Below are 21205 nucleotides of genomic sequence, written 5' to 3'. Positions count from 1 at the left end.
TCTCTTTTTCCAAAGAGGCTATCGGTTAGACAGGGTTATTTGGGTACAAACGAACCCGGTGCCATGCGAGGTGGGTACGCTTTGAATGTTCCCATGACTTCTTGAACTTTCTCAATGGCTGGCATCATGAGGAATGAGCGTTCATACATCCAAGTGTCATATCCCATACCTGTGTCTCCACGTTCGAACGGGTCGATACTCAAGTCGAATATCTTAGGTACACGCAGTTTGGTGAAAGGCTTTTGCCAAATCGCGAGACCAGTTTCATTCTCTTGGATCATGAAGTGGTATTTGTATTTGCCGTAGCGCAGTGCCAACAGATCCCCATCATCACTCCAATAAACGAACTCATTGCGTGCGGATTGGTCGGTTTTACCCGTAAGGTAAGGCAATTGGTTGTAACCATCCAAATGCACCTTGTAGCTGACATTGTCGACTTTTTTGCCTTTAAGCAGTTCGTCTTTGACCTTGCTGTTGCCTGCCGCTGCCACAAGTGTTGGGAAGAAGTCCTCAAGAGACATCATGCCATTGAAGGTTTCTCCAGCTTTGATTTGGCCCGGCCATTTGATGAGCGCAGGAACGCGGAAGCCACCTTCCCAACCGGTATTTTTTTCACTGCGGAATGGCGTCATGCCCGCATCCGGCCACAAGTTGATCATCGGCCCATTATCAGTGGTGTATACGATGATGGTGTTGTCATCGACACCCAGCTCTTTGATTTTATTCAGTAGGTGGCCAATTTGATCGTCATGCTGCTTGACCCCATCTGCGTAAAACCCCGCACCCGTTTTGCCTTGATACGCTTCTGGTACATGGGTGAAGTTGTGCATACGTGTGGTATTGAACCAAGTAAAGAACGGTTTATCTGCTTTTACTTGTTTTTCGATAAACTGCTCTGCCGCTTCGAGGAATTCGTCATCCACCGTTTCCATACGCTTGCGCGTCAGTGGCCCTGTGTCTTCGATCTTTCCATCTGCGTAGGAGTGAATCACACCACGCGGGCCAAATTTTTTCTTGAACTCAGGATTTTTCGGGTAGTCGACATTTTCAGGTTCTTCTTCTGCATTCAAGTGGTACAAGTTGCCAAAGAACTCATCAAACCCGTGATTGGTTGGCAGATGTTCATCGCGGTCACCTAAGTGGTTTTTACCAAACTGGCCTGTCGCATAACCGAGTTGTTTGAGCATAGTGGCGATGGTTGGATCTTTTTCTGAGATACCTTGCGGTGCGCCTGGCAGCCCCACTTTAGATAACCCAGTGCGCTTAGGCATTTGACCGGTGATAAACGCAGAACGACCTGCTGTCGAACTTTGCTGTGCATAAAAGTTAGTGAATTTGGCGCCTTCTTTGGCAATGCTGTCGATGTTTGGCGTGCTGTACGCAAGCATGCCACCGTTGTATGCGCTTAGGTTCCAATAACCGACATCGTCACCAAAGATAACCAAAATATTGGGTTGTTCGGCTGAATATGCGGCGGCAGAGGCTGTACCGACCGCGAGAGCACAAGCATTCAACACGAATGTCTTGCTGAGATTTTTCTTACTGTTGGGCATAAAAACTCCATTACTCCGCTGGTTGTTGACACGTTTTGGACAAAACAAAGATTTAATTAATATAAATATTGTTATCTTGCGGATAAATAGAGTTAAAATTCGCTTTAACATAAATCTGATTTATGAGTAATACTATGGATCTCAACTTAATTCAGACCTTTTTGGTGGTCGCGGAATATCAGTCCTACACCAAAGCCGCCGATCATTTGGGCTTAACTCAACCGGCGGTGAGCGCTTCCATTAAACGCTTAGAAAAGGTGGTCAATAAACAGTTGTTCGTTAAGAAAGGACGCGGCATCGAGCCGACCGCTTCGGCTTATCAACTGATCCCTAAATTCCATCAAGCCATCAGTATCGTAGACAACGCAATTTCTGAGCGTTCCGCTTTCCAAGTCTGTTGCTCTGAAACTCTTTTGCATAGCCTAACGCCGATAGAACATACCGTGTTCCACGAATCTCCACCGGAAAAATATTTGCTGTTTGAACAAATCCGCCAGCAGAAAATGGATCTCATCATAGATACCGTCATCACCAAAGATTCCTCTTTCGTGATCGAGAACGCCTACCAAGAGCCCGCTGTCGTCATTTGCCGTCAGGGCCACCCTCGTATTCAAGGACAACTTAGCAAAGCCCAGTTTTATCAAGAGAGCCATTGTCTGTTTTCTGGCAAATGGAACAACACCACAGGGTTTGAGCAGCTCGCCAACGAACCTATTGAAGAGCGGATTGTTGAGATTGTGACGACGTCACTGTCGAGTATGGCACTCTATGTCGCCCAACGAGATTGCCTCGGCGTGGTCTCTCGTTCGTTTGCCTTAAAATGGAGTAAGGCGCTGAAACTGCAAATTCTCGATTGCCCAATTGCTATTAGCCTGATTCCCTATAAGTTCATTTATCATAAGCGCGAGCTAAACAACCCTGCTCACCAGAGGTTGAGAGAGAAGATAAAAGCGCAACTCGAACAAGCGCACGCCCATCCCATCGAACTATAAACACAAGCGTCGAAATCACAGCCGCTTTCGACGCTCATTTAGGCTGACACCACCCGGTTGTGAAAACGTGATTGAGCGTTCATTTTTCATCATAGCGATCGGCACGGCATTCCACCGCTCTCCTTGTCGATGAAGGCGTCAAGCGCTTCGCATAACCATTGGTTATATTGACTATAAAGCGACAATTTCCAGCCACATCATTAGCTTATTAGCCATCTTAATGCAGGAAAACCTCGTTTTTCTGCTTCCTCTACCCCTTATTGGAGTTTCTATGGCAAACCAAATAAGCAAACTGGCGATCGGTATTGGTGTTCTTGCAACCTCTGGTGCCGCTGCAGCTGCAGACAAGCCAAATATTCTGGCCATTTTTGGCGACGATGTTGGTTACTGGAACATCAGCGCCTATAACCAAGGCATGATGGGCTATCAAACGCCGAACATTGACCGCATCGCCAACGAAGGCGCACTGTTCACCGATCACTATGGTCAGCAATCTTGTACCGCTGGCCGTGCCTCTTTCATTACTGGCCAAGAGCCGTTTAGAACAGGGCTGTTAACCATCGGTATGCCCGGCTCAAAACACGGCATTCCTGATTGGGCACCCACCATTGCAGATTTGTTGAAAGAGCAAGGCTACATGACCGCGCAGTTCGGCAAAAACCATTTAGGCGATCAAGACCAACACCTGCCAACCAATCACGGGTTTGACGAGTTCTTTGGCAACCTATACCACCTCAATGCCGAAGAAGAGCCAGAGACTTACTACTATCCAAAAGATCCTGAGTTCCGCAAAAACTACGGCCCTCGTGGCGTGATCAAATCTTATGCTGACGGCAAAATTGAAGACACCGGTCCAATGACGCGTAAACGTATGGAACACGCAGACGAAGAGTTCTTGGAATCCTCGCTCGCCTTCATGGAAAAAGCGGTAAAAGCCGACAAGCCGTTCTTCATTTGGCACAACACCACGCGCATGCATGTGTGGACGCGCCTTCAAGAGAAGTACCAAGGTAAATCGGGCGTGAGTATTTACGCAGATGGCATGTTGGAGCACGATGACCAAGTGGGCATCCTACTCGATAAGCTCGACGAACTGGGTGTTGCTGACAACACGATTGTTATCTATTCAACCGACAACGGTGCAGAAACCGTGACATGGCCTGATGGCGGCGCAACACCATTTTATGGCGAAAAAGGGACAACTTGGGAAGGCGGTATGCGTGTTCCTCAACTTGTCCGTTGGCCTGGTGTCATCAAGCCAGGAACCAAAATCAACGACATGATGGCCCACCAAGACTGGTTGCCAACCTTAATGGCAGCCGCAGGTGTACCGAATGTGAAAGAGAAACTCGCCAAAGGCTATAAAGCGAACGGTAAAGAGTGGCGTGTTCATATCGATGGCTATAACTTTAAGCCTTATTTCGAAGGCAAAGAGAAGAAAGCCCCACGCGAATCGCTTCTTTACTTCACGGCTAACGGTGAACTGAACGCCATTCGTTGGAACGATTGGAAGCTAAACTTTGCGGTAATGGAAGGCGATATTTCAAACGCGATTCGCTTCTCTCCAAACTGGCCTCAAATCATCCACTTGCGTGCAGACCCATTTGAGAAAGCGCCACACGAATCGGGCATGTACCTACGTTGGATGGCAGACAACATGTGGTTGTTTGTACCCGTTCAAGACGTTATTGGGGATTTCTTCAAAACATTGCCTGATTACCCAATGCAACAAGGTGAAACGATGAACCCTGCGTCCATCAGCTATCAATCACTGGGTTTGCAAGGAAAGATGAAGCAACTTGAGCAACTGCAAAAAGAAGTGCAGAAAATCAAGTAACCTTATCTCCCCTCTCTATCAGCCGCTCCAACGTGAGCGGCTTTTTCGTTGTATGGGGAATAGTGGAGCGAAACAAAAAGGCCCAGTCACTCAAGTAACTGGGCCTATCATTCAGCAGTAGAGAGCTGTCATTACAGCAACTCAACCGACTGCTGGGCTATCACGAATTCTTCGTTGGTTGGAATAACCATCGCCACTGCGTTTAGCAATGCCGATGTTGCAATCACCCCTGCGTTACCGAAACGAGCATCTTCGTTGCCTTTTTCATCTTCAACAAAACCAAGAAGTTTCAGATTCTTAAGGATCTCACGACGAATTGGTAGTGAGTTTTCACCAATGCCGCCAGTGAAGATGATGCCGTCAAAAGAATCTAGCGCAGCTAGGTATGACGCAATGTATTTCGCGACACGGTAGGTGAACACTTGGAATGCCAGCGTCGCGCCTTCGTGGCCCTGTTCCATCGCTTCTAAAATGCCACGAGCGTCGCTAGTTAGGCCGGATACACCTAAGAAGCCAGAGGCTTTATTTAGCGAGTTGAACACTTTCTCTTGAGACCAACCTTTCTTAAGTAGGTATTCAATGATGCCAGGGTCTAGGTCGCCACAACGGGTACCCATCATGAGGCCAGAAAGTGGCGTGAAGCCCATAGATGTATCGACAGATTCACCATTGTTAATCGCACACACTGAAGCACCATTGCCAAGGTGTACAGAGATGAAGCTAGACTCTTCAATTGGCTTGTTCAGCATTTTCGCTGCTTCACGACTTACGAAGTAGTGGCTGGTGCCATGGAAACCGTAGCGACGAATGCCGAAATCCGTGTACAGCTCGTTCGCAATAGCGCCTGTAAACGCGCGCTTTGGCATAGTTTGGTGGAAAGCGGTATCAAACACAGCAAACTGAGGAAGTGCAGGAAAGGCTTCCATCGCCGCACGAATACCGATAGCACCCGCAGGGTTATGCAGTGGAGCAAGATCGGCAAGCTTCTCGATCTCTGCCGTCACTTCTTCATTAATACGTACTGTCGATGTGAACTTCTCACCACCGTGTACAATTCGGTGCCCTACAGCAACGATATCTTTCGTCAAACCTAATTCTTCAGTCAAACCAACCAGTTTGCCGATAGCGATTTTGTGGTGGTTATCTTCACCTTCAATGGCAATCTCAGTTTTTTCGCCAGAGTATTTCCAGCCCATGCGAGCATCTTCAAGACCGAAACACTCACCCAAGCCACTCAACACGGCTTCACCAGTGACAGAGTTAATAACTGCAAACTTGAGAGAAGAGCTACCCGAGTTGATAACCAATACGAACGAATTAGACATTAAGTTTATTTCCTGTTGTGGAGCGGAATATAAGGGACCGACGCCAAGGCGCGATGTTCATTCATTGTTGAAACCATTATTCAATAATTTTTGAATCTTTCAACTATCTTTTAGTTCAATTATTTAGGTCACGACTTTTTTGTTGATCTACCGCAATTTTTGATTTTATTTGAAGCGAAAAATTATATAGCCATCGTGCAAATGACATCATATGTTATAAGCATTCATCGCCCTCAACTTATAGCAATGTTATTCACTTAATCCCATAATGGTTCGGTTTTTTGAAAATTTGAGCGAAAAAAAACCGGGTTATCACCCGGCTTTCTTTAAATCGTATTGGATTAGTCTTCGTTGCGACGTGGACGACCGTGACCACGTTCACCACGATGGTTACCACGGTGATCACCACCACGATTGCGGTCAAAACGACGCTCACCGTCACGGTTACCACGGAAACCACCTTCGCGACCACCTTCACGGTTACCGCGGTAGCCACCTTCACGACCACCTTCGCGATTGCCACGGTAGCCGCCTTCACGACGACCGCCTTCGCGGAAACCACCTTCACGGCGAGCCCCATCACGACGACCACGGTTTTCGTTGAAATCGTTGAAATCACAAACAACGGCACCCACTTCTTTCTGACGAATACGCAGTTTACGAAGTTTGCTTGCAGCTTGTGTGCTCATCGCTTTTGGTAGCTGAACAAACGTGTGCTCTTGAGCCAGTTTGATTGCACCAATTGAACCTTTACCTAAGCCAAGTTCGTTTGCCAGTGCGCCTACGATGTCTTTCACTTGAACACCTTGCTCACGGCCAACTTGAAGTTGGTAAGTATCCCAATCTTGGTTGCTGTTAAAGCTTTCACGACGACCGCCATTGTCACGATTTTCACGACGCTCACGACGGTTTTGCTTATCGCGCTCAATCGCTTCGATCATTGGGTCTTCGCCAATGTAGAATAGCGGACGTTTGCCTTGCTGACGCTTCAATAGAATCGCCGCTAGAACGCTTGAGTCGATCTCTAGACGCTCTTCTAGTTTTTCTATCAGCTCTGCGAACTTATCAAGCGCTTTATGCTCGATGTCAGCTTGAAGCTCAGCGGCAAGTTTATCTAGACGCGCTGCTGCAACTTTGTCACGAAGTGGCAGTTGGATCTCTTCCATAGAAGACTTAGTAACACGCTCGATAGTACGAAGCATACGAATTTGGTTAGTGCGAACAAGAAGGATCGCTTTACCTTGACGTCCTGCACGGCCAGTACGACCGATACGGTGGATGTATGACTCAACATCGAATGGGATGTCGTAGTTAAACACGTGAGTAATACGTGGCACGTCTAGACCACGAGCAACAACGTCTGTCGCAACAAGAATATCGATAACACCTTGTTTGATGTGATCAACTGTGCGCTCACGTAGAGACTGAGGAATATCACCGTGTAGTGCTGCTGCTTTGAAGCCGCGTGCACATAGCCAATCCGCTAGACGCTCAGTATCTTGACGAGTACGTACGAATACGATTGATGCATCTGTCTCTTCTGTTTCTAGAAGACGAGACATTGCTTCATCTTTTTCTACGCCTTTAACAACCCAGAATTGCTGTGCAACTTTATCTACAGTGTGGTTTTTACCTGCAACGTCGACAGTGACTGGATCACGCAAGAAGCGCTCAACAATGTTTTTCAGCATTGGAGGCATAGTTGCAGAGAACAGTACGCGTTGCGCAGATGATGGAGCGTGCTCCATGATTTCCGTTACATCGTCAACGAAACCCATGTTTAGCATTTCGTCTGCTTCATCAAGAACGAAAGTATGCACTTCACCTAAGTCTAGGCGCTCGCGGTTGATAAGGTCTTGAACACGGCCCGGAGTACCCACGATAACGTGAGCGCCATTCTTAAGAGCACGCATTTGATCAACGATAGATGCACCACCGTAGATCTCTAGCACTTTCAAACCACGGATGTTTTGACCAAGGTTTTTCATCTCTGCCGCAACCTGGATCGCTAGCTCACGCGTTGGAGCCAGTACGATTGCTTGAGGTTTACGCTGTGCGAGATCAAGTTTGTTGAGAAGAGGCAGAGAAAATGCTGCCGTTTTGCCCGTACCCGTTTGTGCTTTACCTAGCGCATCCACACCTTGTAATAGATGAGGAATCGCAGCTGCTTGAATCGGTGTTGGAGAAACAAAGCCCATACCATCAAGAGCGGAAAGGATAGCATCATTCAGCTCTAAATCACTGAATTGAATTACAGAATCTTGCATTGGGATCCTACTGTATTAATTGTAAAAATGGGTCCCACAAGCTCTTCTCATTCGATACTGGTCCATTCAGATGCTGCTTTTTAATTCAAAGCAACACAGTACTAAAACGCTACAAGCCATTGGGGACGACTTAAGGGAGGCGGATTATTCCCTAAAAGCATAAAAAAAGCCAGAAAAAATTGAATTTCATCACAATTATTTCTTTGAATTCTCTTCACATACGCTTGCTACTCGCTCAGCCCCCGAAAAACAAGGCTTCAAGACGAATATAATTTGCACAATTTTTATCGAGGCTGGGGGATTAAACCGGGTTTTGGTAGCAATAACGCGGCGCAATGATTATAGTGTGCCCAATTTCAAACATAAGTTTAGTAAAGATGTTTCAAGATAACCCACTTTTAGCCCAGCTTAAGCAACAAATTCAGGAAAATCTGCCAAAGAAAGAAGGCACGATTAAAGCAACCGAAAAAGGTTTTGGCTTTCTCGAAGTCGATAGCAAGACAAGTTTCTTTATTCCACCAGCCTACATGAAGAAATGTATGCACGGTGATAAGGTGATCGCCATTATCCGCACCGAAAACGAACGCGAAGTTGCCGAGCCACAAGAGCTTGTTGAGCAGATGCTAAATCGCTTCATCGGTCGTGTGAAAATGTTCAAAGGAAAATTGAATGTTGTTCCTGATCATCCGCAACTGAAGAAGATGTCTCTCAAAGCCAAAACGAAGAAAGGTCTTAACCCTCAAGAATTTGCTGAAGGCGACTGGGTTGTCGGCCATTTGATCCGTCACCCACTAAAAGATGACAACGGTTTCTTCGTGGAAATCAGCGAAAAAATTACCGATGCCGATGACAAGATCGCACCTTGGTGGGTAACGCTGGCGGAAAACGATCTACCTAACTCTGAGCCTGCCGGTATCGACGATTGGCAAATTAAAGATGATGCGGATCTTGAACGTATCGACATGACGCATATCCCTTTTGTGACCATCGATGGTGAGTCCACAAAAGACATGGACGATGCGCTTTACGCGAAGAAAAACGACGCTGGCGATTTTGAATTGACGATTGCCATTGCCGATCCAACCGCTTACATCACACCAGATGATGAAATGGACAAGGTTGCACGTGAGCGTGGCTTTACCATTTATCTTCCAGGACGCAATATCCCAATGCTGCCTCGTGACCTTGCTGATGAACTGTGTTCGCTAATCGAAGGTGAAATCCGCCCTGCCCTTTGCTGCACAGTCACCGTCAGTAAAGACGGCGTGATTGGCGATGATATCCAGTTCTTTGCGGCAAACATCAAGTCGCACGCCCGTTTGGCGTATGACAATGTCTCCGACTGGCTCGAAACAGGCAGCTGTGAAAAATGGCAGCCAAGCGAAGAAATTGCGGCTATCGTGCGTGACCTGTATGAATTCTCACAAGCTCGCGCAGAATGGCGAGAGAAGAATGCGGTAGTCTTCCCAGATCGTCCTGATTACCGTTTTGAGTTGAGTGAAGATAACGATGTCGTTGCGATTCACGCTGACATGCGCCGCAGCGCAAACCGCTTGGTTGAAGAGTCGATGATCACAGCCAACATTTGCGCGGGTAAAACGCTGCAAGGCCATTTCGGCACCGGCGTATTTAACTGCCATGCAGGCTTCAAGCCAGAGAAGATTGCCGATGTTGTGGAGCTGGTTAACCCAGAAGGTACGTTGGAGTTCACGGCTGAGTCGATTGCCACTCGTGAAGGTTTTGCTGCACTCCGCCGCTGGTTAAGTAAACAAGAAACGACTTATCTTGATAACCGCATTCGCAAATTCCAAACCTACAGTGAAGTGAGCAACCAGCCTTTGCCACACTATGCGATGGGCCTTGATATCTACGCAACTTGGACGTCTCCAATTCGTAAATATGGCGATATGATCAACCATCGTATGCTTAAGGCTTTAATTCTAAACAAAGAGCCTGTGCAAAAACCGGATGATAGTGTCGGCGAAGAGCTTGCTCTACACCGCAAGCATCACAAAATTGCAGAACGTAATGTTGCAGACTGGCTGTATGCTCGCACTCTAGCAGACGCTCCAGAAAATCAAACGCTGTTTACCGGTGAAATCTTCGATATTAACCGTGCTGGTATGCGCATCCGTTTACTTGAGAATGGCGCTGCGGCATTCATCCCTGGTTCTCTTATTATTGATAATAAAGAAAGAATTGAGTGCAATGGTGACCTAGGTACTGTTTCTATCGATAAAGAAGTGGTATACAAACTGGGAGACGTTCTTGAAGTCGTGTTAGCTGACGTTAACCAGGAGAACAGAAGCCTGGTTGCGAAACCTACCCAAGTATTCGCTGAATTACCCGTGGTAGAAGAAACTCAGAATTAACATCTTAAAAAGCGTTCAAATGAACGCTTTTTTTATACCACCATTTCACAAAAACGTGATTTTCATTGGTAACACTGCAAGAACAGTTCTATTAAATATAACTATATTCATTCAGTGGTAAGCTACTTTATGCCAACAATAGAAATTATCAGATTCAACCACTTTGCTCCGAGGAAACAGGAACGTTATCCAGTGACAAAGAATGGCCTATTTTTCGTGGAGCAAGGCAGCCTAACCGTAACACAAGATTCCGGAGCAACGAGTGAGCTGACGGCAGGAGAATTTGCATTGTACAATTCCGGCCAATTAAAAGAAGCTCAAGCTCAACCGGGAGAAAATGGATTTTCAGCGTTAGCCTTAGTGTTTAGCATCACGCTGCTTCAAAAGTTCCGTAACGTTTACCCTTTATCTAAAATTCCAGCTCAACAGACTGACACCTTTTTCAAATTCAGTGGTCAACATAAGCGAATTGACCAGCTGAAAGATATGCTTATTGAAGAAGTTGAGAGAAAACAAAACTCGCAGGCTCAAGAACATTTAGCTTTGGCGTTAATGGCGCTCATGGTTGAAAAGCAGCCAGAGCTACTCAATATGATTATTCGCGCCACACAGTTTAGTGAAACGCAAAAAATCATTCAGTTTATTGAAAGCAATATCGAAGAAGAGATCTCATTAGAGACACTAGCCAAGCACATGGGTATGTCCACTGCGACCCTAAAACGACGCTTAGCGGCAGAAGAGATGTCATTTTCACAGCTGTTGAAGATTAAGCGAATCTCTCACGCGGCGACTCAGCTTCGCGTAACCGATAAATCGATTACCACCATTGCGTATGAGTCTGGCTTTAAGAGTGCTGCCCATTTTAGTACCGCATTTAAAGCCGTACAGCAAATGACGCCCAAAGAGTTCCGCGCGAAAGTACAGCAACACGGTAAAGCTTAGCAACGAGCTTTCCAAATCAGGTAAGCGTAATGCGTAGTGATTCACTCACTGCGCATCACCAAAAACACGCCAATGGGTCGTGTTCTATCTCCTCTAAAATCGAGTCAAGATCATCGGATTTCATCAGCGGGTAATAGGGTTCCCAATAGAACGTATCGCCGTCAAACTTAGCTTGAAAGAACAACCATTCGCCGTGCAATGCATCAAAGAGAATTTTGGCCACCGGTGAGGTGTATTCACTGTGACGAGAATCTAACAAATACGCAGCTTTGTAAAAAATCACTCCCGTCTCGATCGGTTGATATAGACATTTGCCGAGTTCAACGGGAAGGTTAACGTTTCTTTTTGTGCACAACGCTTGAGCACCTTTATTAAGCCGACTGATAGCAATTTGCGTCACTGACATAGTCATTCCTTCATCTATTCGGCTAGATTTGCTGACGTTTGCTGTCGAAGCCCTATCAAAATTACCCAACGCCACCGTTTCGCCGCTTTATAGACTTATTTTAGTACACAAAGTGTAATCGCCATGCGAGTGACTTAATGCTTAGACCTTCACAAAAATGTAACCTGAACGAAATATCATTCCACTCTTAAATAACCCTATTTTGGAGTAAGTTATGTTTCGCTTTGTGGTACCCGCCCTTTTATCTCTCTTTTCTATCGTCCCATTAAGCCACGCTAAAGAAGTGAATATTTCCGGTTCAACCTCCGTTGCACGTGTAATGGATGTGCTTGCCGAAGAGTTTAACAAGTCTCACACGGATTCTTTTATTGCAGTACAAGGCATTGGTTCGACCGCAGGAATCACGATGGTTAACAAAGGCGTGGTTGAACTGGGAATGAGCTCTCGCTACCTCACAGAAAGCGAGAAAGGCGAAGATTTGAATGTGGATTTGATTGCTTACGACGGGCTTGCAGTGGTTATCAACCGTTCCAATACCCTTTCTAATTTGACTCAAGAGCAACTCTACAATATCTACAAAGGCAAAATTACCAACTGGAAACAAGTGGGTGGTGAAGACAAACCCATCGCTGTTGTCACTCGCGAGACTTCCTCTGGCACTCGCTATAGCTTTGAGAGCTTATTGGGTCTGACTCGTATTATTAATGATCGTCTTGTTTCGGACATCAATCCAAGCAACTTAGTTGTCAACAGCAATAGCATGGTGAAAACCATCGTAAATCATAACCAACATGCGATTGGTTTTATCTCGATGGGTTCGGTTGACAACTCCGTAAAAGCGATTAGCGTTGAAGGTGTTGCACCAAACTCAGATAACATCAAAAACCACTCATACTTGCTGTCACGTCCATTCTTGATTTTGTATAAAGTCGGCTCTGTCGATAAAGACAGTAAAGCATTCATCGCTTTCATTAAATCAACTCAAGGACAGAAAATCATTACCGAATATGGCTATACCTCAGTGAGCAGCCATAAAGAATAATTGATTTCGCATTCGATAAAAAAGCCAGTCCGTTAAAGGACTGGCTTTTTGATTTCTCCGCTCAAATCTGGCGGTAATTGAGAGAGATGTTAAGGCGTCACATCTGGCTCTACTGGTGTTTCAGGTTGCGTCTCGTCCACAATCGGCTTACGTAATTGCAAGAACCAGTACTCAGCCGACTCTTGGCCCTCAGTAGCAAGTATCACCGTGTCACCAAGGTTATACGCTTTCGCTTCAGTAGTTGAAACTTTCGCTGGCAATTGATACATGAAGCTATCGCTAGACCAGTCGCCTTTCTCCCCTTTGACTGCCGCACCGTGACCGAACAAAACAAACTGTTCGTTTGGTACATCGGCATTAGACACTGTGTATTGATTACCATCAATCACCGGGAACTTGGCGTAAGATCCATCCAGCAGTTTGTCCTTCTTGTTGAAGATGTCACGACGAATCTGCTTCTCGATCACGCCTTCCACTTCCACATCAACAATCTCTGCCACATGGAACATGTCTGTGCCGTTGACAGACTGACGCCCAGCACTGTAAACGACATTGGCATCCGACTTAACACTGGCTACGCCATAGTTATCACCACCACGACGGGACATGCCTTCTTCGAACAGGAACAGGTATGGAAGATCAGCAATTGAGTTCCAAACCCAGTAGCCGATCAGGTCATAACTGCCGCGAGCAGCAATCAAACAACCCGCCCCAGATTCAGCAAGCTCTGTTCTTAGCGCAACACTGACCGATTTAGGTTCAGCACAGAAGTAACCTGCATCACCTGGGTACATAAACTGCTGTGATGTCGCAGTTTTCGTTTCCATGTCATAGAGGTTCAATGTTGGTGGCGCAAACGCACCATAGTCCATCTGATTCGTATCTAGTGCAGCGATCATCCCTTGCTGAGACGGCAGTTGTACTGGCACACCATTGAGTGAAGCAATCTTGTCATTCCACGTATTGCTCGCGAAATCAAATTCAGACACGAGCGTTGTATCATCTTCTTTGACGAGGAATAAGTTACCATTCGACGCAAAGTAGAAACTATCTGCATTGAGATTAAACTGCTTTTTGTACAAGGTGCTGGTGTCAACTTCAGCAAGCGTGCCATCCGCTAGCGTCATACGATACGCTTTGTGCTCAGGAATCACGCCGCTTACGTGTTGGTTAGAGGTAACCAACATGACATAACCATTCGAAGCTGAGATCACTTGATTGGAGAGCAATTTGAAATCTGTTGTCGGCAAGGCCACTTCAACCGCATCACTCTCACCATTTGCCGTTACTTGAGTAACAAACAACGAACCATTTTGAGATCCTGACACCTGCCAGAAGCGGTATAGCGTGTCACCACTTTGTACAGCTTGAACTAACGTTAGCCCCTGCAAACTTGCTTGATTACCTGCGACTTTGTGCCATTGATAGACATCTTGATTATCCAAAACAGCGACAGGGAGGTCGATGCGTGTTGGGTAGTCGTACGCGTCTGTAATTGCGCCAATTTCAGCGAAAATATTCTGCAGTTCAACTGGTACGGAATCGAGACCCAGCTTAGTTTCACCCGCTCGAACACCACGCATTAAGTCTGCATCTTTATCTAAGTTTGCAACTTGAAGACCCGATGCATCGACTTCCGCTCTAAACCCGTAACTTTCAAAGTCTAGTCCACCCGAAGTGGCAGAGAACTCATGAACAACGCCATTTGAACGCGTAAATTTGAAGGTATAAGGCAGTTTACTACCCTCATTCAAAATCATCTTGCCGTCGACGAACTCAGGTACAGAAGACACGATCATGGCTTGGGTTACCGTTACGGTTTGTTCCAACGTAAAGCCTTTGTAAGTAGCCGTAACAACAGACGTGCCTTCGACGATACCCGTTGCGAGACCTTGCTCATCAATAGTGAGCACATCTGGTGCGCTTGTCGTCCATGCGACACCTTCAACGATTTGAGATACAGAACCATCGTTATACTCACCGTTCAACGTTAGCTGTACAGATTGGTTCTTAGAGACGCTGCTATTCGGTAGGTTTAGGCTGATTCCTGTAAGCTTAGCTACCACACTAAACTCTTGAGATGCGCTGTAACCTTCATAAGTTGCCGTTACCGTGGCACTTCCAACACCTTTTGCGACAAAGACACCCGAACCCGCAGGTTCAAGGATCGCAGGATTACTCGATACCCATTCAGCATTCTCGCTAAAGTCCACCACGTAACCGTTCTCGTGCACGCCCTCAGCGACCACTTTAAACTGGTCTTGGAGATACTGTTCGCGCTTGTCAAAGCCCAATCGCAAGCCAGATAATGTGGCTGGTTCAGCGTTGAAAGCAATTGTTGACGTCGCACCTTGATAAGTCGCTGTGAGAGAGATATCACCCGTACCTACAACTTGAAGATGGCCATCAACAAATGTAATAGCGTTTGCTGGTGATGCTGACCAAGTGACGAATCCAGTCACCTCGGTTGTTGTACTGTCTGTCCAGATAGCAGAAACCAACGGCAGAAGCTTATCGCCTACGCTCACTTTTTTATCGACGCCGCTCAACACAATGTTGCTCAGCCCCACACCTTCAGCGGTAAATGTGCTCGATGTTGATACACCTTTGTATTCAGCTTTAAAAGTGATCACACCCGGCTCTTTGACCTTCCAACGAGCGCCGACTTTTTCTAACGCAGTAACAGGCGTAACGGTGAAAGTAGCATCTTTACTGATGTCAGTTGACGATGCATCCGACCAAAGTGCAAATGTTGAAGGACTAATCAAATCCCCCACATGCGCGATTTGTGGCAGGCCAGTCACTAGCACATACTTGATACTTGCAGGAGCAGGGTCCGGTGAAATCACCGCATCATATTCTGAAGACCAACCTGGAAGGTTAGTGAAACGGTGTGCTTCTTGCTCGACGAACCAAGTATCGGCAAAAAGAGCGTTCCATGCATTGTTGTATGGAATGTCGTTAAGGCGATGCCACTGCTCCCATGAAATGTCACTTCTCACATTTCGTAACCAAGTCACGGTATTGTCGAACCCTGTGAGAGAGCCATCAAAATCAACAATCGACTTTAAGCCAACACCGTAGCGAACAATCATTTGCTCGGCGTAACGGCGATCGAGTGTTTGGTACGCCGCCCATTCATTTGCAGAAACAAAGTTGTCTTTGTTGACATCGGCCAATACATATTCAACCGTTGAGAAATTACTGATCAGAGCTTCAACACCTTCGCTGTCGATAGTCTGCTCCAGTGTTTGTCCGGCATATTCATAAAGAATCACTTCATTGCGTTGCGCCTTATAAGTGATTGGTAAAGATTTGAGGCTTTCGTACTCGTCTAGGTACACTTTTGCTTCAACAAAGTATCGACCATCTTGATCGGTCTTTGCTTGCGCCAAAAGCTTCTCACCTGCATAGATGGAAACTTCCGCATCGTACAGAGGGCCATCATAGACAATGCCCGTAAATTTTAAGCCTTTATACTCTCGTGAATCTGTCGCGGCATCTGAACCACCACTGTCACTACCACAAGCCGTTAACATCAAAATGAGTGGAATACCCATCAGGCCATTTTTATACATGAACTCTCCTTAACATGTATTAGATTTAAATATCGATAGCAGTTTAAAAACCAAAAACAGATATAAAAAACATCCGTCACAGATGAATTAATATAAAAGTTGCTATCAAAAACTGACGCCCGCGGATTCTAATTTTCACAAAAATAAATATCAAATCAAACCATTCCCACTAAAAACGGCGCAAAAAACAAACTAACCCCCATATTACCAATCAACGCAAAATCAAAAAACAAACTAAATAACAAGATCTTACAAAGACAAATCAAACATTAGAAGATGACAAGATTATAAATAAACGAAATCAACATATTAATTAGTTGCACATTTCCGTTAAATGCATCGGATAAAACAACTCAATATCAGCCTTATTGAAACAAAATGTATAAGAAACGAATCGGTATTATTGAAGCCATATATCTCCAACAAAAACACGATTGAATTATCAATTACACTATTTTTGCGATCAACTTTACGTTCAATAATTAACAAAACTAAAAATATATACTTAAGCTAACGATTAAAAATTTATAAATATAGTGTAGATTTCATTCCATTCTATTTTTAATAGAACATACCGTTGTGATGAAATTTATATTATTTAATCGTGACATCCACTCATCGCTTACGACAAAAATAAAACATTTTTTTAACACAATGCGTGCAACTGATATTCAAACCCGGCTTGTGAACGGTTAACTTTCTATAAACAAAAAGAGACAAGCAACCCTTGTAACATTCATGGTGGCTATAGCTTTTGCATCACCTATACTCAATAAAGAGACCCGAGCGCCTCATCGCTGAATGGATATCAACACTCTTACACATTGGATAAGCATCATGGCAGACATAGATACCTCTCAATTAATCGTTCCGGATTCTGTACTCAAGAGCTGGCAAGAAATCGTCGATTTAGTTGCCAAAATGACGCAATGTCCTGCAGCTCTGATCATGCGTATTCACGAAAACGACATCGAGGTGTTTTCCAGCAGTCGTAGCGAAAATAACCCCTACGCGCAAAATGCAAAAGATTCGCTTGGGCATGGCCTGTATTGTGAAACCGTGATCAGCGAGCGGCGCATGTTGAATGTTCCCAATGCGCTTAACGATCCTGAATGGGATCATAATCCAGACATCAAACTGGGCATGATATGTTACTGCGGACTGCCTGTGTTTTGGCCAGATGACACCCCTTTCGGCACCATCTGTATGCTTGATAGCCAAGAGCGTTACTTTGATGAGGACGCGATGTCATTACTTGGCCGCTTTCAAACGGCCATTGAAGGACAATTAGAAACCCTTTACCGTAAAGAAGAGCTTGCCCAACTCAACCAAGAGCTGGAACAAAAGGTCGCAGAAAGAACCAAAACACTCGCCGATCTGAGTAGCCGGTTGCTGACAGAAATCGAGCAACGAACCGCTGCTGAAAGCCATTTGGACTTTCACCTTCATTACGACCCGCTCACAAAACTCCCCAACCGAATTACCTTGGCGGACGATCTCGCCGAACAGATGGCTTCTTTAGAAGATAATGAGCAAATTACCCTGATCTATTTCAGTTTGAAAAACTTTAAGTTTGTTAACGCAAGCTATGGCTACATGTTCGGTGATCAAATTTTATCCTCTCTGAGCCAACGCATTTGTCACAAACTGCCTAAAAAGTGGAAGCTGGCAAGAATTGTCGGATCGGATTTCGTCTTAGCAGCGCAGCATCTGCGCAAACCCGAGATACAAGAACAAGTCATCGAACGCATTACCAAAGCGTGCACCCAACCGTTTAACGTCAACGATATGAGTGTCAATTTGCAATGTCATTTAGGGGTCGCATTAGCCCCGATGGATGCAACAGACTCATTTAGCCTTATTCAGCGAGCGTGCTCTGCAATGAGCGAAGGTAAAAACGAAGGTTTGCAGGTCTCTTATTTTAATTTTGCCGCACAAAAAGCCGCAGAAGAGCGCTTGCAACTGGAGTCACATCTCTCTGAAGCACTGAAGAACAACGAACTTGAAGTGCATTTTCAGCCGATCATTTGCTTGAAACAGGGAGGGAAAATCATCGGTGCCGAAGCACTACTGAGATGGAATAATCCAACGCTTGGGCAAGTCTCCCCAGATCGATTTATTCCTTTAGCGGAAAGTAACGGCCAAATTATTGAAATCGGCTACTTCGTTTTACATCAAGCATTGAAACAAGCAGCGGCATGGCATCGCGCATCACCTCACGCGTTTAAAGTGGCGATTAACATCTCCCCCATCCAGTTCCGTGAACGACACTTTGTGCAACACTTACAAGACATTATTGATCTTTACCAATTGCCAGCAAAATGCATTGAACTGGAACTGACTGAAGGTATTCTGCTGCAAGATGAAGAGTATGCGCAAAACGTCCTCGCTCAGTTGCGTCAGTTCGGTGTCAGCATCTCGCTTGACGACTTTGGTACCGGTTACTCTTCACTCAGTTATCTGCAAAAATACGCTTTCGATACGCTAAAAATTGATCGCAGTTTTATCAATCAGTTGGAACACAATCAGCACAATCGAGAACTGACAAGAGCCATCATCGCCATGGCGCACAAACTCAATATGATGGTGATAGCGGAAGGGGTAGAAGATCGATACCAAGAAGACTTCATTCGAACCGAGGAATGCAACTACGCTCAAGGCTTTTTGTATGGCAAGGCGGTTCCGGCTGACGACTTCTCTCAACAATTAGCAAGTAGTCAGCAATTTTAACGTTATTTTTTAACTCACCGCATGAAAAAGCTGAGCGGCTCGCGCTTGAGCCGCTCAAATTGAGTTGAGTGTTGCGATGCTTTTCGTTGCTTGCAACAGTAGAACGTTATTCTTCGATGATTTTATGTCCGCACTGTTCACAGACGAGATGGCGTTCAAATTCGTCCATCGAAGCGATGAATGCCCCTAAAACTGCGCCTTTTACAAAGCCTGAGAAAAACTCTTTCCAATCGCGCTTTTTGTCATCTTTATAAGGACTGGTTTTTCGTACCAAGATAACGACATGAGGTGTATCGGTGCCGCATTGTGGGCAAGCATGTGATTCGATTTTGTGTGACATAGAAAACTCCTGTAACAGCAAAGCCCCACTTGTAATCAGGACTCAACAGAAGCTAAAAAATACCATAAGTAATGAGTCATAGATATGACTCACCTCCAATTCATCCCATAAAGATATGAATAAGTTCTCTTATCTAATCAACAAAGCGATATTCGCTTAAGAAACGACCTGATACTGCTGCTCATGTAGCTCATGCGCTTTGGCATAAATCGACTCGTAACCAAGCTTTTCACGCTCTTCTTCTGTCATGAGTTGACGAATTGTGACATCACATTCTTTCATAATCTCTGCAGCACGTTTGATCTCCATCTCTTTTGGCCAATAGCGAGACAAAATAGTGATGATTTTGATGCAAACGGTTCTTAACGTTGGGCTGCGCTCAAATATCTCCGCGTAAATGAGAAACAGTTTTTCGATGTTTTGTTTATGCTCAATCAGCGATTTGTACTTGCCTTCTAACCACTCGACTTTCTGCTGACCTTGCACTTCTAATGCTCTCGCCATCGCTGTCTTACTGGCTAAAATGGTTTCTAGCTCATCGTCGAGTAAACTCTCTTTACACCAGGTAATGCATTGTGAAAACTCGCTGTCAAAACCCATCGCATTCAACAGCCACGCGAAATGGTATCGATCATAAAAATGCTTAAACGGTTTGACACGATAAAGCTGGTTGAGTATCTCAAATGAAATTCGATACTGTTTTTCCGCCATGGCAATGTGTGCAGCAATCAGTTGAAACTGGCTTTCCAGCTCCTCATCAAAACTAAATTCGTAAGCATGTTTAAATAAGGTTTTCGCTTCTTTCAGCCAACGGAGTCTTTCTTGCGGCTCGGCGTCATTCAACGCATAGAGTAAAGCTCGAATATGATTCATACGCATGAAATGGTTGTTACGAAAGGTCTCTTTGTTCACTTCCGAATAGAGGCGAAATCGTTGCAAAGCCGAGCGAGTGTCCCCTTCAGACAAACATAAGTTAGCGATCACCAATTCTCGTTCTGAGTTACCAGGTACAATTGAGCTGGCAATCTTAAGGTGTGCAATAGCGTCAGGCACATCGCTGTTCATCAAGCTTAAGCTGGCGGCTTCAACCCTTACCGTGGTATTACTCGGCATTGCTGCAATCAACTCATGCACCAGTTTTGCGGCTTCCGACTTTTTACCTGTGTGCCTTAACGCGTTGGCAAGACCCACTTTCGCCCAATCGAGCTCTTTCTTTTCCAGCGTCTGCTCATAAACCTTTTTGGCTTCTTCGTACAACTTCAGCCGAGTGAGGAAACCGCCACGAAATTTCTGAATAATGAAATAGTATTCGGGATGAAAGGGCTCCAACTCTGTACACACCGCCAAGCCCTTTTCCGCATTGCCTTCCGCCTCAGCTTGGTAGAGTTCCACCAGCGCTTGCTTGCGCAACACTGCGTTTTCGAGCCGAGTTTGCAATATACCGATATTGAACGGTTTTAGAATGTATTCATCTGGTTTGAGCTCTAAGATGGAATGGACAATGAAGGCCGAGCTTTCCCCGGTCACGAGAATAAAAACAGCATCATTTGCCAGCAATTTATAATGTTTCAGCTCTTCAAAAATTTGCTTACCATTCATCCCTTTGCCGAAATTATAGTCACAAATAAAGATGTCGAACTTTTCTCGATTCGCTTTGAATACCGCTGATTTTGGGCTTTTACTGAACTGAATATTGCTATCGGAAAAACCCAATTTGAGCAACATACCTCGTAAACTAGTGATGACGACAGGTGCATCATCGATGATCAAAACTTTAAGCTGTGAAAAACGTCTTTTTGCCATAGTGTTATTAATCAGTAC

General features: G+C 45.3%; 13 protein-coding genes. 6 read left to right on the top strand and 7 right to left on the bottom strand.

Going from position 1 to position 21205, the window contains the following annotated elements; translation table 11 throughout:
- Positions 1 to 35: 35 nt before the first annotated feature.
- Positions 36 to 1553, bottom strand: coding sequence for an arylsulfatase (locus tag VV1_RS15900; RefSeq protein WP_011081133.1), 1518 nt, complete (start codon positions 1551 to 1553; stop codon positions 36 to 38).
- 122 nt (positions 1554 to 1675) lie between these two features.
- Here VV1_RS15900 and VV1_RS15895 point away from each other — a divergent pair, with 122 nt between their 5' ends.
- Both VV1_RS15895 and VV1_RS15890 read left to right on the top strand, forming a co-directional pair.
- A complete protein-coding gene (locus VV1_RS15895) occupies positions 1676 to 2545 on the top strand; it encodes a LysR family transcriptional regulator (RefSeq protein WP_011081132.1) in 870 nt (289 codons plus the stop codon).
- Positions 2546 to 2816: 271 nt separating this feature from the next.
- The gene (locus VV1_RS15890; protein WP_015727828.1) at positions 2817 to 4382 is read left to right on the top strand and encodes an arylsulfatase; all 1566 of its coding nucleotides are present in this window, start codon (positions 2817 to 2819) and stop codon (positions 4380 to 4382) included.
- A gap of 131 nt (positions 4383 to 4513) precedes the next feature.
- On the opposite strand, the gene VV1_RS15885 is transcribed toward VV1_RS15890, so the two are convergent.
- Positions 4514 to 5707, bottom strand: a complete 1194-nt coding sequence (locus VV1_RS15885) for an acetate/propionate family kinase (protein ID WP_011081130.1) — start codon at positions 5705 to 5707, stop codon at positions 4514 to 4516.
- Positions 5708 to 6048: 341 nt separating this feature from the next.
- On the bottom strand, positions 6049 to 7974 hold the full coding sequence (locus VV1_RS15880) for a DEAD/DEAH box helicase (RefSeq protein ID WP_011081129.1): 1926 nt from the start codon (positions 7972 to 7974) through the stop codon (positions 6049 to 6051).
- Positions 7975 to 8351: 377 nt separating this feature from the next.
- Between VV1_RS15880 and rnb the strand changes: the two genes are divergently transcribed.
- Positions 8352 to 10346 (top strand): exoribonuclease II, encoded by a 1995-nt coding sequence (gene rnb, locus VV1_RS15875; RefSeq protein ID WP_011081128.1) that lies wholly within the window; start codon positions 8352 to 8354, stop codon positions 10344 to 10346.
- A gap of 129 nt (positions 10347 to 10475) precedes the next feature.
- Entirely contained in the window at positions 10476 to 11288 is an 813-nt protein-coding gene (locus VV1_RS15870; RefSeq protein WP_026050868.1) for an AraC family transcriptional regulator, read from the top strand.
- 55 nt (positions 11289 to 11343) lie between these two features.
- On the opposite strand, the gene VV1_RS15865 is transcribed toward VV1_RS15870, so the two are convergent.
- Positions 11344 to 11700: a DUF3024 domain-containing protein gene (locus VV1_RS15865; RefSeq protein WP_011151999.1), complete on the bottom strand. Its 357-nt coding sequence runs from the start codon at positions 11698 to 11700 to the stop codon at positions 11344 to 11346.
- Between the two features lie 208 nt (positions 11701 to 11908).
- On the opposite strand from VV1_RS15865, the gene VV1_RS15860 reads away from it, so the two are divergent.
- Entirely contained in the window at positions 11909 to 12736 is an 828-nt protein-coding gene (locus tag VV1_RS15860) for a phosphate ABC transporter substrate-binding protein (protein ID WP_011081125.1), read from the top strand.
- An 89-nt stretch (positions 12737 to 12825) separates the two neighbouring features.
- On the opposite strand, the gene VV1_RS15855 is transcribed toward VV1_RS15860, so the two are convergent.
- Positions 12826 to 16314: an Ig-like domain-containing protein gene (locus VV1_RS15855; RefSeq protein WP_011081124.1), complete on the bottom strand. Its 3489-nt coding sequence runs from the start codon at positions 16312 to 16314 to the stop codon at positions 12826 to 12828.
- An 837-nt stretch (positions 16315 to 17151) separates the two neighbouring features.
- Between VV1_RS15855 and VV1_RS15850 the strand changes: the two genes are divergently transcribed.
- Positions 17152 to 19044, top strand: a complete 1893-nt coding sequence (locus VV1_RS15850) for a bifunctional diguanylate cyclase/phosphodiesterase (RefSeq protein WP_011081123.1) — start codon at positions 17152 to 17154, stop codon at positions 19042 to 19044.
- Between the two features lie 106 nt (positions 19045 to 19150).
- Here the strand turns inward: VV1_RS15850 and VV1_RS15845 are convergent, their stop codons facing one another.
- Both VV1_RS15845 and VV1_RS15840 read right to left on the bottom strand, forming a co-directional pair.
- Positions 19151 to 19384, bottom strand: coding sequence for a hypothetical protein (locus tag VV1_RS15845; RefSeq protein WP_011081122.1), 234 nt, complete (start codon positions 19382 to 19384; stop codon positions 19151 to 19153).
- A gap of 156 nt (positions 19385 to 19540) precedes the next feature.
- Complete coding sequence (locus VV1_RS15840) at positions 19541 to 21187, bottom strand: response regulator (protein WP_011081121.1); 1647 nt, start codon at positions 21185 to 21187, stop codon at positions 19541 to 19543.
- Between the last annotated feature and the right edge of the window lie 18 nt (positions 21188 to 21205).

Source organism: Vibrio vulnificus CMCP6, from assembly GCF_000039765.1.
In the GTDB taxonomy this organism is placed as follows: domain Bacteria; phylum Pseudomonadota; class Gammaproteobacteria; order Enterobacterales; family Vibrionaceae; genus Vibrio; species Vibrio vulnificus_B.
This window is presented reverse-complemented; position numbering and strand designations above follow the sequence as displayed.

Excerpts from the sequence above, each read along its gene's own strand:
- VV1_RS15900 (WP_011081133.1), bottom strand. The coding sequence starts at position 1,553 with ATGCCCAACAGTAAGAAAAATCTCAGCAAGACATTCGTGTTGAATGCT.
- VV1_RS15895 (WP_011081132.1), top strand. The coding sequence starts at position 1,676 with ATGAGTAATACTATGGATCTCAACTTAATTCAGACCTTTTTGGTGGTC.
- VV1_RS15890 (WP_015727828.1), top strand. The coding sequence starts at position 2,817 with ATGGCAAACCAAATAAGCAAACTGGCGATCGGTATTGGTGTTCTTGCA.
- VV1_RS15885 (WP_011081130.1), bottom strand. The coding sequence starts at position 5,707 with ATGTCTAATTCGTTCGTATTGGTTATCAACTCGGGTAGCTCTTCTCTC.
- VV1_RS15880 (WP_011081129.1), bottom strand. The coding sequence starts at position 7,974 with ATGCAAGATTCTGTAATTCAATTCAGTGATTTAGAGCTGAATGATGCT.
- rnb (WP_011081128.1), top strand. The coding sequence starts at position 8,352 with ATGTTTCAAGATAACCCACTTTTAGCCCAGCTTAAGCAACAAATTCAG.
- VV1_RS15870 (WP_026050868.1), top strand. The coding sequence starts at position 10,476 with ATGCCAACAATAGAAATTATCAGATTCAACCACTTTGCTCCGAGGAAA.
- VV1_RS15865 (WP_011151999.1), bottom strand. The coding sequence starts at position 11,700 with ATGACTATGTCAGTGACGCAAATTGCTATCAGTCGGCTTAATAAAGGT.
- VV1_RS15860 (WP_011081125.1), top strand. The coding sequence starts at position 11,909 with ATGTTTCGCTTTGTGGTACCCGCCCTTTTATCTCTCTTTTCTATCGTC.
- VV1_RS15855 (WP_011081124.1), bottom strand. The coding sequence starts at position 16,314 with ATGTATAAAAATGGCCTGATGGGTATTCCACTCATTTTGATGTTAACG.
- VV1_RS15850 (WP_011081123.1), top strand. The coding sequence starts at position 17,152 with ATGGCAGACATAGATACCTCTCAATTAATCGTTCCGGATTCTGTACTC.
- VV1_RS15845 (WP_011081122.1), bottom strand. The coding sequence starts at position 19,384 with ATGTCACACAAAATCGAATCACATGCTTGCCCACAATGCGGCACCGAT.
- VV1_RS15840 (WP_011081121.1), bottom strand. The coding sequence starts at position 21,187 with ATGGCAAAAAGACGTTTTTCACAGCTTAAAGTTTTGATCATCGATGAT.